At 72.7% G+C, this 12,963-nt stretch carries 11 protein-coding genes; 3 read left to right on the top strand and 8 right to left on the bottom strand.

The annotated features are described in order from the left end of the window. Positions 1–19 precede the first annotated feature (19 nt). From hutI to hutU, 4 genes are read right to left on the bottom strand one after another with little or no spacing between them, the layout of a single operon-like run. Positions 20–1,324: an imidazolonepropionase gene (hutI, locus tag ACFT32_RS30870; RefSeq protein ID WP_382495800.1), complete on the bottom strand. Its 1,305-nt coding sequence runs from the start codon at positions 1,322–1,324 to the stop codon at positions 20–22. After that, complete coding sequence (locus ACFT32_RS30865) at positions 1,321–2,670, bottom strand: formimidoylglutamate deiminase (RefSeq protein WP_382495798.1); 1,350 nt, start codon at positions 2,668–2,670, stop codon at positions 1,321–1,323. The genes hutI and ACFT32_RS30865 overlap by 4 nt, the downstream gene beginning before the upstream one ends. Further along, positions 2,667–3,869, bottom strand: coding sequence for an allantoate amidohydrolase (locus tag ACFT32_RS30860; RefSeq protein ID WP_382495945.1), 1,203 nt, complete (start codon positions 3,867–3,869; stop codon positions 2,667–2,669). The genes ACFT32_RS30865 and ACFT32_RS30860 overlap by 4 nt, the downstream gene beginning before the upstream one ends. Before the next feature lie 53 nt (positions 3,870–3,922). Further along, entirely contained in the window at positions 3,923–5,587 is a 1,665-nt protein-coding gene (hutU, locus tag ACFT32_RS30855) for a urocanate hydratase (RefSeq protein WP_382495796.1), read from the bottom strand. Between hutU and ACFT32_RS30850 the strand changes: the two genes are divergently transcribed. Continuing rightward, positions 5,586–7,079 (top strand): diaminopimelate decarboxylase, encoded by a 1,494-nt coding sequence (locus ACFT32_RS30850; RefSeq protein ID WP_382495794.1) that lies wholly within the window; start codon positions 5,586–5,588, stop codon positions 7,077–7,079. The two genes, hutU and ACFT32_RS30850, sit on opposite strands and share 2 nt — an antisense overlap. Positions 7,080–7,160: 81 nt before the next feature. Here the strand turns inward: ACFT32_RS30850 and ACFT32_RS30845 are convergent, their stop codons facing one another. Then, positions 7,161–7,745 (bottom strand): hypothetical protein, encoded by a 585-nt coding sequence (locus ACFT32_RS30845; RefSeq protein WP_382495793.1) that lies wholly within the window; start codon positions 7,743–7,745, stop codon positions 7,161–7,163. Positions 7,746–7,847: 102 nt separating this feature from the next. Further along, complete coding sequence (locus ACFT32_RS30840) at positions 7,848–8,690, bottom strand: MurR/RpiR family transcriptional regulator (protein ID WP_382495791.1); 843 nt, start codon at positions 8,688–8,690, stop codon at positions 7,848–7,850. A 163-nt stretch (positions 8,691–8,853) separates the two neighbouring features. Here ACFT32_RS30840 and ACFT32_RS30835 point away from each other — a divergent pair, with 163 nt between their 5' ends. Then, complete coding sequence (locus ACFT32_RS30835; protein WP_382495944.1) at positions 8,854–9,276, top strand: hypothetical protein; 423 nt, start codon at positions 8,854–8,856, stop codon at positions 9,274–9,276. 15 nt (positions 9,277–9,291) lie between these two features. Here the strand turns inward: ACFT32_RS30835 and ACFT32_RS30830 are convergent, their stop codons facing one another. Beyond that, positions 9,292–10,053 carry an SDR family oxidoreductase gene (locus tag ACFT32_RS30830; protein ID WP_382495789.1) on the bottom strand — a complete coding sequence of 254 codons (762 nt, stop codon included), beginning with the start codon at positions 10,051–10,053 and terminating at the stop codon, positions 9,292–9,294. Positions 10,054–10,198: 145 nt separating this feature from the next. Here ACFT32_RS30830 and ACFT32_RS30825 point away from each other — a divergent pair, with 145 nt between their 5' ends. Continuing rightward, the gene (locus ACFT32_RS30825; protein WP_382495787.1) at positions 10,199–11,083 is read left to right on the top strand and encodes a helix-turn-helix transcriptional regulator; all 885 of its coding nucleotides are present in this window, start codon (positions 10,199–10,201) and stop codon (positions 11,081–11,083) included. A gap of 319 nt (positions 11,084–11,402) precedes the next feature. Here ACFT32_RS30825 and ACFT32_RS30820 read toward each other — a convergent pair whose 3' ends face one another. Further along, positions 11,403–12,809 (bottom strand): cystathionine beta-synthase, encoded by a 1,407-nt coding sequence (locus ACFT32_RS30820; RefSeq protein WP_382495785.1) that lies wholly within the window; start codon positions 12,807–12,809, stop codon positions 11,403–11,405. Positions 12,810–12,963 lie beyond the last annotated feature (154 nt).

Genomic DNA, 12,963 nt, shown 5'->3' with positions numbered 1-12,963 from the left:
ATCGGGCCGGGTCGGTTGGTCAGAGCACCCTTTCACCGCGCCGCCAGACTCCGCTGACCAGGGGGACGCCGGGGCGGTAGGCCAGGTGGACGTGGCTCGGGGCGTCGAGGAGCGTCAGGTCGGCGTACGCGCCCGGGGCGATGCGGCCGATGTCGGTGCGCCGGAGGGCCGCCGCACCGCCCGCCGTGGCCGACCAGAGGGCCTCGTCCGGGGTCATGCCCATGTCCCGTACAGCGAGCGCGACACAGAACGGGACGGAGGAGGTGAAGGACGAGCCCGGGTTGCAGTCGGTGGAGAGGGCCACGGTGGCGCCCGCGTCGAGGAGACGGCGGGCGTCCGGCCACTCGGCCCGCGTGGAGAACTCGGCGCCGGGCAGGAGGGTGGCGACCGTACGGCTGTTCGCCAGGGCGTCCACGTCCGCGTCGGTCAGATGGGTGCAGTGGTCGGCGCTGGCCGCGTCGAGCTCGACGGCGAGCTGAACGCCCGGGCCGTACGAGAGCTGGTTGGCGTGGACACGGGGGTGCAGGCCCTTGGCCTTGCCCGCGGTGAGGATCGCGCGGGCCTGGTCGCCGTCGAAGGCGCCCTTCTCGCAGAAGACGTCGATCCAGCGGGCGTACGGGGCGCAGGCGTCGAGCATCTCGCCGGTGACGAGGGCGACGTAGCCGGCCGGGTCCTCGGCGAACTCGGGGGCGACGATGTGGGCGCCGAGGTAGGTGACCTCGTCGGTGTGGGCGGCGGCGACGCGCAGGGCCCGGGCCTCGTCCTCGACGGTCAGGCCGTAGCCCGACTTGGTCTCGAAGGTGGTGGTGCCCTGATGCAGCGCCTCGCGGAGGTAACGGGTGACGTTGGCCTCGAGTTCCGCGTCGCTCGCGGCGCGGGTGGCGGCGACGGTCGTGCGGATGCCGCCCGCACTGTAGGACCGCCCCGACATGCGGGCGTTGAACTCCTGTGTCCGGTCACCGGCGAAGACGAGGTGCGAGTGGGAGTCCACGAAGCCCGGGACGACCGCCCTGCCACCTGCGTCGACCCGATTGTCAGTGGCGGGTGCTTTGCTTTGATCACCGGTCCACACGACGCGGTCGCCCTCGATGGCGACGGCCGCGTCCTGGACCAGTCCGAGGGGGGAATTGTCACCGAGGGAGGGGTCGTTGGTGACCAGGGCGGCGATGTTGGTGATGAGCGTGCTTGCGGTGCTCGCGGAGTGGGCGGGGCTGACGGTCGTCGCGTTGCTCATGGCGTCCTTGGTTGCCTGGTCGGCGGTGGGGGCGGGTTCGGGGACGGAGGCAGGTGCGGGCCGTGCGGGTGGGTGGCCCGCCGTCGTCATCCGCGCAGGGCTTCGACGGCGTCCGCGAGGGCTTTCGGCACATCCGGTACGAGGGAGTGGACCCCGTCCCGTACGACGTGCCGACCTCCCACGACCGTATGCGACACGTCCGCTGCCGACGCGGCGAATACGGCCGTCTCGGCCCCGAGCCGCGGAAGCGGCCCTGCCGTCCTGACCGAGTCGAGCGCGACGGTGGTGAAGTCGGCGAGCGCCCCGCCCTCCAGGACGCCCGCGTCCTCCCACCCGAGGGCCGCGTGGCCGTCGGCCGAGGCCGCCCGCAGCAGGGCCGAGGCCGTCCAGTGACCTCGGGTGCGGGTGCGCAGGCGCTCGTTCAGCTCCAGGGCGCGCGCCTCCTCCAGCAGGTCGATCACCGCGTGGCTGTCGGAGCCGAGGGAGAGCGGGGAGCCCTCGTTCTGCAGGGCGGCGGCGGGCCCGATGCCGTCGGCCAGGTCCCGCTCGGTGGTGGGGCACATACAGGTGCCGGTGCCGCTGCCGCCGATGAGGGAGACGTCCTCGGCGGTGAGGTGGGTGTTGTGGACACCGGTCGTGCGCGGCCCGAGGACGCCGTGCAGGGCGAGCAGCTGCGTCGGGGTGCACCCGTGGATCTCCAGGCAGGCCTCGTTCTCGGCGGTCTGCTCCGACAGGTGCACGTGCAGCGGGGCCCGCCGCTCCTCGACCCACCTCGCGACGGTCGCCAGCTGGTCGGCGGGCACGGCTCGTACGGAGTGGATCGCCGCTCCGATCCGCGCGTGATCCCGTTCCTTGAGAACTGAACAGCGTTCGGCCCAGGCGTCCGCCGTGCCGTCGGAGAAGCGGAGCTGCTGGGCGGAGGGCGGCTGCCCGAAGCCGGAGGAGAGGTAGGCGGTGTCGAGGAGGGTGATGCGGATCCCGGCTTCGGCGGCGGCCGCGATCAGGGCCTCGCCCATCGCGTTGGGGTCGGCGTAGGGCGTGCCGCCGGGGGCGTGGTGGACGTAGTGGAACTCGCCGACCGCCGTGACGCCGGCCAGGGCCATCTCGGCGTACACGGCGCGGGCCAGGGCGTGGTAGGTGTCCGGGGTGAGCCGGGCGGCCGTGGCGTACATGACCTCGCGCCAGGTCCAGAAGGTTCCGGAGCCGACCTGGGCGGTGCCGCGCAGGGCCCGGTGGAAGGCGTGGCTGTGGGCGTCGGCCAGCCCGGGGAGGGTGAGGCCGCGCAGGACCTCGGCGCCGGGGGGCGGGGCGGTGACCTCGGTGCGGACGGCGGTGATGCGGCCGTCGTGGACGTCGAGGGCGACGCCCGGCTCGACGTGTGTGCCGAGCCAGGCGTGTTCCAGCCAGTACGTACGGGTCTGCTGGGTGGGCGTCACGTGCGGGCCAGTCCTTCCAGTACGTCGGCGAGGGCGAGTACCCCGGCCACGCAGTCGTCCTCGGCCGCGGTCTCGGCCGGGGAGTGGGAGACGCCGGTGGGGTTGCGCACGAACAGCATGGCGGTCGGGATGCTCCCGGACAGGATCCCGGCGTCGTGTCCGGCGCCGGTGCCGAGGACGGGGACCGTGAGGCCGGTGTCCTTGCCGAGGATGCGGGCGAGTTCGTCGCGCAGGGCGTGGTCGAACTCGACGACGGGGGTGAACGACTCGCGGACGACGGCCAGCTCGACGCCGTGGGCGGCGGCGTGCTCCCCGGCCGCCTTCTCCACACCGGCGACCACGGCGTCCAGGCTGTCCTGGTCGGCGGCGCGCGAGTCGAGCCACCCGCGCACCAGGGAGGGGATGGCGTTGACGCCGTTCGGCTCGACGGCGATCTTGCCGAAGGTGGCGACGGCACTGGCGAGTTCAGCCTCGCGGCGGGCGGCGAGGACGGTTTCGGCGTAGGACAGCATGGGGTCGCGCCGGTCGGCGAGCCGGGTGGTGCCGGCGTGGTTGGCCTCGCCCCCGAAGTCGAACCGCCACCGGCCGTGCGGCCAGATCGCGCTGGCGATGCCGACCCGGTCGCCGGACAGGTCCAGGGCCCGGCCCTGCTCGACGTGGAGTTCGACGAAGGCGCCGATGCGGGCGAGCCGTTCGGGGTCGGGCCCGATGGCGTCGGGGTCGTATCCGGCGGCCTCCATGGCGCGCGGCAGCGTCACGCCCTCGCCGTCGGTGAGCCGGTGCGCCTGCTCGCGGGTGAGCTGCCCGGCGGTGAGCCGGGAACCGACGCAGGCGAGCCCGAACCGGGCGCCCTCCTCGTCACCGAAGTTCACGATGCCGAGGGGGCGGGTGAGCGGCGCGCCCCGCCCGCGCAGTTCGTCCAGCGCGGCGAAGGCGGACACGACACCGAGGGGCCCGTCGAAGGCCCCGCCGTCCGGCACGGAGTCGAGATGCGACCCGGTGACGACGGCGTCCCCGGCGGCGGGGTCGCCGAGCCAGGCCCACTGGTTGCCGTTCCGGTCGGTCTCGTAGCGCAGGCCGCGGGCGAGGGCCTGTTCTTCGAACCAGGCCCGGCAGTCACCGTCGACACCGCTCCAGGCGAAGCGCCGGTAGCCGCCGGAGGCGGGGTGGCGGCCGATCGGGAGCAGCTCGCGCCACATCCGGTGGAAGGAGGTGCCGGTGGGGTCCGGCCGGGGGCCGGCGGTTTCCTGCGTCACGCGTCGTCACCCTCGCGCATCGGAACACGGACGCCCTTGTCCCGGGCCACCGAGTCGGCGATGTCGTACCCGGCGTCGACATGGCGGATGACGCCCATGCCGGGGTCGTTCGTGAGGACCCGGCGGATCTTCTCACCGGCCAGTTTCGTGCCGTCGGCCACCGTCACCTGCCCGGCGTGGATCGACCGCCCCATCCCGACCCCGCCTCCGTGGTGCAGGGACACCCAGGACGCACCGGACGCCACGTTCACCATCGCGTTCAGCAGGGGCCAGTCGGCGATCGCGTCGGACCCGTCGAGCATGGCCTCGGTCTCCCGGTAGGGGGACGCGACGGATCCGCAGTCGAGGTGGTCGCGGCCGATGACGACCGGCGCGGCCAGCTCACCGCTCGCGACCATGTCGTTGAACCGCTCGCCTGCCTTGTCCCGCTCGCCGTAGCCCAGCCAGCAGATACGGGCGGGCAGGCCCTGGAAGTGGACCCGCTCCCCTGCCATCCGGATCCAGCGGGCCAGGGACTCGTTCTCCGGGAAGAGGTCGAGGATCGCCTTGTCGGTCTTGGCGATGTCTGAGGCCTCGCCGGACAGCGCGGCCCAGCGGAAGGGGCCCTTGCCCTCGCAGAACAGCGGGCGGATGTAGGCGGGGACGAAGCCGGGGAAGGCGAAGGCCCGGTCGTATCCGGCGAGCTGGGCCTCGCCCCGGATGGAGTTGCCGTAGTCGAAGACCTCGGCTCCGGCGTCCATGAAGCCGACCATGGCCTCGACATGCGTGGCCATGGACTCGCGGGCCCGGGTGGTGAAGCCGGCCGGGTCCTTCGCGGCGGCGTCGGCCATGTCCTCGAAGGCCATGCCGAGGGGCAGATAGGCCAGCGGGTCGTGGGCTGAGGTCTGGTCGGTCACGATGTCGATCGGGGCGCCCATGGCGAGCAGTTGCGGCAGCAGCTCGGCGGCATTGCCGAGGACCCCGATGGACAGCGGGCGGCGGGCGTCACGGGCCTCGGTGGCCAGCTGGAGGGCGTGGTCGAGGGAGTCGGCCTTCGCATCCAGGTACCGGTGCTCGATACGCCGCTCGATGGCACGCGGGTCGCAGTCGATGCAGATCGCGACACCGTCGTTCATCGTCACGGCGAGCGGCTGGGCGCCGCCCATGCCGCCGAGACCGGCGGTGAGGGTGATGGTCCCCGCGAGGGTGCCGCCGAACTTCTTCGCGGCGACGGCGGCGAAGGTCTCGTAGGTGCCCTGGAGGATGCCCTGGGTGCCGATGTAGATCCAGGAGCCGGCGGTCATCTGCCCGTACATCGTCAGGCCGAGGGCCTCCAGGCGGCGGAACTCCTCCCAGTTGGCCCAGTCGCCGACGAGGTTGGAGTTGGCGATGAGGACGCGCGGGGCCCACTCGTGGGTCTGCATGACGCCGACGGGGCGGCCGGACTGGACGAGCATCGTCTCGTCCTGCTTCAGGCCCTTCAGTGTGCGCACCATCGCGTCGAAGGAGCGCCAGTCGCGTGCCGCCTTGCCGGTGCCGCCGTAGACGACGAGCTTGTCGGGGTGCTCGGCGACCTCCGGGTCGAGGTTGTTCTGCAGCATCCGCAGGGCGGCTTCCTGCTGCCATCCCAGGGCGCTCGGTTCCGTGCCGCGCGGCGCTCGGACGGGGCGGGGTCCTGACATGGTCTGCCTCCCGGCGGTCTGTTGTTACGTCTATTCACATCCTGGCTTTATGAATAGAGCTAGTCAATACATGGGGAGGTCGGCGCGGCGGTGCCGTGGATGTTTGGCTGGATCCATGGATGACGACATTCAGGCAGGCGACTCGGGCGCGGGGCGGGCGGCCCGGCGGGACGAGGCAGTGCGGGCCGCCGTGGAGCAGGGACTGCTCGGGGCCGGCAGCCCCGTCGTCGGGCTGCTGGACGTCACCGGCATCCGGGAGTCGGCGGCGGAGCTGCGGGCGGCGTTCGACGCGTTCGTGGCACCGGGCACGCCCGTGCTGCACGCCTTCGCGGTGAAGGCGACCCCGCTGGTGGCGGTGCTGCGGCTGCTGCGCGCGGAGGGCATCGGAGCGGAGGTGGCGAGCCCGGGCGAGCTGGCGCTGGCCCGGGCGGCGGGGATGGACCCGGAGATGACGGTCCTGGACTCACCCGCCAAGACACCGGCCGAACTGCGCGAGGCGCTGGCGCTGGGCATCGCCGTCAACGCGGACAACCCGCAGGAGCTGGACCGCATCGACGGCCTGATGAGCGACGGCAGCACTCGCTCCCCACTCGGGATCCGGGTGAATCCGCAGGTCGGCGGGGGTTCCATCGGGGCGACCTCGACGGCCACGGCGACATCGAAGTTCGGGGTGGCGCTGCGCGACGAGGGGGCCCGGGAGTGGGTCGTGCGGGCGTACCAGGACCGCCCGTGGCTGACTCGGCTGCACGCGCACACCGGGTCCCAGGGCATCCCGCTGTCGCTGCTGGCCCAAGGGGTCGCGGAGACGTACGCGCTCGCCGAGGAGATCAACCGGCGGATCGGGCGACGGCAGATCGACACGCTCGACATCGGTGGCGGGCTGCCGGTGAACTTCGCGTCGGACGCGACGACGCCGACGTACGCGCAGTACGCGCGGACGCTGGCCGAGGAGGTGCCGGGGCTGTTCGACGGGCGGTACGGGCTGGTCACCGAGTTCGGACGGTCGCTGCTGGCCAAGCACGGCACGGTGGTGGCGCGGGTCGAGTACGCGAAGACCTCCGGCGGGCGGGCGGTCGCGGTGACGCATGCCGGGGTGCAGGTCGCCACGCGGACGGTGTACGCGCCGGAGAGCTGGCCGTTGAGGATCGCGGCGTATGACGCGAAGGGGCGGGTGAAGGAGGGGCCCGTCGTGGTGCAGGACGTCGCGGGGCCGGCGTGTTTCGCGGGGGATCTGCTGGCGGAGGGGCGGTCCATGCCGGTGCTGGAGCAGGGGGAGTATGCGGCGGCACTGGATACGGGGGCGTATTACTTCGCGCATCACTATGGGTACAACTCCCTTGTCCGGCCTGGGGTTTATGGGTTCGGGCCGGGCGGGGAGGGGGGTGTGGTCTTCGCGGTCGTGCGGGAGGCGCAGACGGTCGAGGAAGTGGTGGCGGAGTCTGGTGGGGCGCATGTGGAGGCGCTTACGCAGTCGCCGTTGGGGCTTCCGTAGTCACCGGTCTGCGGGCGCGTTGGGGCTGGTCGCGCAGTTCCCCGCGCCCCTGAAAAGGCAGGGCATGCGCCCCCAGCCCGACTACACCAGCGCCGGCGACTTCCTCCGTGCCCCGCCCGGGGCCGCGTCGCCCGCCGCGATGCCCGTGCTGCGGTACGCCTTGACCTGCTTGCCCGCCGGGCTGCCCGCGCCCCCGCGCAGCCAGTCCACCCGGACCCACAGCAACGCCTCGTCGGCCCGCTCCCGGCGGCCCAGCCAGGCCGCCTTCAGCCGCAGGCCCGCTCCGCAGCCGGCCAGGAGCATGCCGCCCGCGGCCGGGACGGCGAAGGCGGTGCCCAGGGCGCCGAGGAAGGCGAGGAGGAGCCACCAGCGGTGGTGGCGGCGCCAGTTGCGTACGGTCACCGCTCGGTCCTGGAGTACGTCGTGCTTGCCGGCGCGGGACGCGGCGGCGGCCAGGGTGACGTAGCGCCTACGGCCTCCGCGGGCCACCAGGGCCGTCGCCAGGAGGAACAGCGCCGCCCCGGCCAGGACGCCGATACGGCGGCCGGTCAGTCCCGGTGCGAGGACGCCGATGCCCGCGGCGCACACGCCCAGCCACCACAGCGGTGCGGCCCCCGCCCGTACGACGACGGCGACCCGAGCCAGTCCCTGTCCTCCGCGCGTCACGTTCAGCCTCCGTGCCGTCTTCCGAATCCTCTGAAGGGGGTGCAGGAAAGGCACGTTAGCGACGCAACGTGAGACGGGTCTGAGAAACCGGCGCGCGTTCCCTCAGTCGACGAACAGGCCCCGCGCCGCCGCCTTCGTGTCGAACTCCTCCAGGCGGGACTGGGCTTCGGGCAGGTCGTCGCACATCGCCTCCAGCAGCACCCGGCCGAGCAGCATCGGCGCGCAGGCCGTGTCGAAGGCCAGGCCGGTGCCGACCGCGGCGGGGAGCAGCAGGTCGGACACCTTGGCGACCGGTGCGAAGGCGGAGTCGGCGACGGTGACGACGGTCAGCCCGGCCTCCTTGGCGTGGGCGAGGGTGTCGACGACCTCGCGGGGGTGCCGGGGCAGCGCGAAGCAGAGCAGTGCGGTGGCACCGGCCCGGACGGCGGCGTCGATGCGGTCCTGGAGCATCGTGCCGCCCTCGTTGAGGAGGCGTACGTCGGGGTGGACCTTGGCGGCGAAGTACGCGAAGCCGTGCGCCTGGGCGGCCGCCGCCCGCAGTCCGAGGACGGGGAGCGGACGGGAGGCCGCGAGGATGCGCCCGGCCCGCTGCACGGGCCCGGTGTCGGCCAGGGCCTCCGCCAGGTGCCGCAGGTTCTCGATCTCGGCCTCGACGGCCTGCTGGTACTCGTTGACTGACCCGGCGTCCGCCGCGGGTTCGGCCGGGGCGACCTCGCGCAGATGGCGGCGCAGGGCCGGGTAGCCGTCGAAGCCCAGGGCCACGGCGAAGCGGGTCACGGACGGCTGGCTGACCCCGGCCAGTTCGGCGAGCTCCACGCTCGACAGGAACGGCACGTCGGCGGCCCGCCGCACCATGCTGTGCGCGATGCGCCGCTGGGTCGGCGTCAGCCGGTGGCCCTCGAAGAGCGCCTGGAGCCGCGCGGCAGGGCTGTCGGTCACGCTCATGACGTGCTCCCCCTCGCCTATTCAGTAGCTGAGGATTCTGCATGAGCATATGCAGACCGGCAAGCGGGAGTGGAGGGCCCCCGGGCCGCCCCCCGTCCCGACCCGGGGGCTAACCCCAGTGCGGCGGGCGTCGCTACTTTCTACCGTGGGTCTCATGACCGGAATGGACGCGCGGGACACCGAGCTGAAGAAGGAACTCGACGCCACCCTGCACGCACGCAGGGAGCTGGGCGAGGAGTACGAGTCCGCGCTGGTCGACTCGTTCCTGGAGAAGGTCGACCAGCGGATCGACGGCGCGGTGGACCGCCGGGTGCGCCGGCAGCTCGCCGAGCAGCAGATGCAGACGGCCCGGGACTCCCGCTCGCCGCGGCCCACGGACTCCTGGGGCGAGCGCTTCGGCTTCGGCATCGTCTCCCTGGTCCTCGCGGTGCCGCTGTCCGCGATCGGCGGGGGCGTGGCCCAGCTGCCCGGCATGCTCGTCGCCTGGGCCGGCATCGTGGGCGTCAACCTCGTCCAGGCCGTCCGCACCAACCCGGAGCTGTTCGGCCGCCGCAAGTCCTCCCAGGACAGCGGCTGGGAGGACTGAGCGGGCGCACGCCGTTCAGGCCTGCCGGGTGGGCAGCGCGACGATCTGCCGCAGATTGACCCGGCGCGGCCGGCTGGTCACGTAGGCCACCAGGTCGGCCAGTTCCTCGGCGGACAGCGCGCCCACCTGGTCCCGCAGCTCCGCCACCTGCCGGGCCAGTTCCGCGTCGCCGATGTGGGCGAGCAGCTCGCTCTCGACGAACCCGGGCTCGATGTTGGTGACCCGGACGTCCCGCGGCCCGAACTCGCCGCGCAGGGACTCCGACAGATAGGTGACGGCCGCCTTGGTCGCGCCGTACACCGCGTAGTTCGGGAAGCTGACATGCGCGGCGATGGACGAGATGTTCACGATGTCGGCCGTACGGCCGTCCGCCGCCGCGTCCACCAGGTCGCCGGTGAAGGCGCCGGTGATCCGCAGCACGCCGGCGACGTTGGTGTCGAGCATCCGCTGCCACTCGTCGGCGCGCCGGGCGTCGACGGGGTGCGGCAGCATCACGCCGGCGGAGTTGACGACCAGGTCGACGGGCCCGTACTCGGTATGGATCCGGTCGGCGGCGGCCGCCACGGACGCCTCGTCGGTGACGTCCGCGACGACGGCCAGGGCCTGTCCGCCGTCGGCCCGGATCTTCCCGGCGAGCGCCGTCAGCCGTTCCTCACGCCGGGCCAGCAGGGCCACCCGTGCGCCCCGGGCGGCCAGCAGGACGGCGATGGCCTCGCCGATCCCGCTCGCTGCTCCGGTGACGACGGCGGTACGGCCGGCCAGGTTCTCGTACGACATGGGAGATCCCCTCGGTGGTGGCCGGGGCGTCTCCCCGGCCTCGTCCACCACCCTCGGCGCCGTCGGCCGCCGTACCCAGGGGGGCGCTTTTCCTGGGACTGCCAGTACCAGGTTCGCCGCGCGCGGGGCGCCTAGGCTCGAAGGCATGGACGGAGAACTGGGAGATTTCCTGCGCTCGCGCCGTGCCCGTATCCAGCCGGAGGAGGTGGGGCTGCCCTCCTACGGCCGCCGCCGTGTCCCGGGGCTGCGCCGTGAGGAGGTGGCGCAGCTGGCCGGGGTGAGCGTCGACTACTACGTCCGCCTGGAGCAGGGCAGGGGGCCCGGGGACCCGTCCCGGACGAAGTCCGGCGGAGTGTCGGACGCCGTGCTGGACGCGGTCGCGCGGGTGCTGCGGCTGGACGAGGCGGAGCACGCGTATCTGCGGGCGGTCGCCCGGCCCCGCCGGGTCGAGAGCGCTCCGGCCGCGCCCCCGCGGTCCGCGCCCGGGGAGGCCGCTTCCCGGGTGCGCCCGGGTGTCCGGCTGATCCTGGACGGCATGGACCGCAATCCGGCCTATGTCCTGGACCACCGCATGGACGTGCTCGGCTGGAACGCGCTCGCCGACGCCCTGCTCGACTTCACCGGACCCGGCTCCGCGGAGCGCAACATCCCGCGCCGCGTCTTCCTCGACCCCGCCGCCCGCGAGATCTATCCGGACTGGGCCGCGATCGCGGGCCAGACGGTCGCCCATCTGCGCCTGCAGGCGGGCCACCACCCCGGGGACGCCGCCACGGGGGAACTCGTCGCCGAACTCTCCCGCGCCGACGAGGACTTCCGGGGCCTGTGGGCCGACCATCGGGTCAAGCCCTGCGACCACGGAGTGAAACAGCTGCGGCACCCGGTCGCCGGCCTGCTGACCCTCCCGTACGAGACCCTCGCGATCCCCGGGGCTCCGGACCAGATGATCGTCGCCTACACACCGGAACCGGGCTCGGAGACGGCGGAGCGCCTGGCGCTGCTGGGGAGTTGGGCGACGAGCCGGGCCTGCTGAGGCCGGGAAGAGAAATGCGCGGGGACCGCCGCACCCCCTGTTCGGGGGGCGGGACGACGGCGGTCCCCGCGAGGGACGCGGGCCTGGTCAGGGCCGGGCTGGCGCGTCAGTAGGGTCCATGGAGGTCCGGGAGCCGCTCCGGAGGTCCTTGACGCCTACGGCGTCGACCTGGGCGGGGAGCCGCTCCCGCCCTGCCGACACCCACCAATGTGCAGGACTCGTGTTAAGCGGGTGCTGCGCGAACGTGACACGCTCGTACCACTTCCGCGAAGTCCACGAAGATCACGGACGCCCCGAGTTCACCCGGTTCACGGGTGGTTCACCGGGCGTTGGCCGCCGCTTTCCCGGTCCTGGCGAGGAAGGACAGCAGGTCCTGCCTGCTGACCACACCGGTCGGCTTGCCCTCGACCAGGACGATCGCCGCGTCCGCCTTGCCCAGCACGGCCATCAGGTCCTCGACCGGTTCGCCGGAGCCGACCTGGGGCAGCGGGCCGCACATGTGCTTCTCCAGCGGGTCGTCGAGCGAGGCGCTCTTGCTGAACAGCGCGTCCAGCAGCTCGCGTTCCACGACCGAGCCGACGACCTCGGCGGCCATCACGTCGGGATGGCCCGCGCCCGGCTTGACGACCGGCATCTGCGAGACGCCGTACTCACGCAGCACGTCGATGGCCTGGCCGACCGTCTCGTCCGGGTGCATGTGGACGAGGGAGGGCATGCGGTCGCCCTCCTTGTCGGCCAGGACGTCGCCGACGCGGGCACTCGGGCCGGTGTCCTCGAGGAAGCCGTAGTCGGCCATCCACTCGTCGTTGAAGATCTTGCTGAGGTAGCCGCGCCCGCTGTCCGGCAGCAGCACCACCACGACGTCGTCCGGGCCGAGCCGCCCGGCGACCTCCAGCGCGGCGACGACCGCCATGCCGCAGGAGCCGCCGACCAGGAGGCCCTCCTCCTTGGCCAGGCGGCGGGTCATCTGGAAGGAGTCCTTGTCGGACACGGCGACGATCTCGTCCGCGACGGTCCGGTCGTAGGCGGTCGGCCAGAAGTCCTCGCCGACGCCCTCGACGAGGTACGGACGCCCGGAGCCGCCGGAGTAGACGGAACCCTCGGGGTCGGCGCCGACGACCTGGACCTTTCCGTCGCTGATCTCCTTCAGATAGCGCCCGGTCCCGGAGATGGTGCCGCCGGTGCCCACACCCGTCACGAAGTGGGTGATCCTCCCCTCCGTCTGCTCCCACAGCTCGGGGCCGGTGGAGTGGTAGTGGGAGAGCGGGTTGTGGGGGTTGGAGTACTGGTCGGGCTTCCAGGCGCCCGGCGTCTCACGGACCAGCCGGTCGGAGACGTTGTAGTACGAGTCCGGGTGCTCGGGGTCCACGGCGGTCGGGCACACGACCACCTCGGCGCCGTACGCGCGCAGCACGTTGATCTTGTCGGTGCTCACCTTGTCGGGGCACACGAAGATGCACTTGTACCCCTTCTGCTGCGCCACGATGGCGAGCCCCACGCCGGTGTTCCCGCTGGTCGGCTCGACGATCGTGCCGCCCGGCTTGAGCGCGCCGCTCTCCTCGGCGGCCTCGATCATGCGCAGGGCGATGCGGTCCTTCACGGAACCGCCGGGATTGAAGTACTCCACCTTGGCCAGGACGGTCGCCCTGATGCCTTTGGTCACGCTGTTGAGCCTCACCAGCGGGGTGTTGCCGACGAGACTGATCATCGAGTCGTGGAACTGCACCGTTGTCTCCGGATGCCGCAGAAGAAGTGGTCTGTGTGGTGCCGCCAGCCTATGTGCTGCCCGTGGTCCGTGACGGTCGTTCACTGCGCGTTGAGATTGGGCGACGGCCTGTACGGGGCAAGCACTGGGTGTACGGGTTCGAGGAGGTGGCGGC

Origin of the sequence: Streptomyces sp. NPDC057002 (genome assembly GCF_042673825.1) — a bacterium.
GTDB lineage: Bacteria > Actinomycetota > Actinomycetes > Streptomycetales > Streptomycetaceae > Streptomyces.
This window is presented reverse-complemented; position numbering and strand designations above follow the sequence as displayed.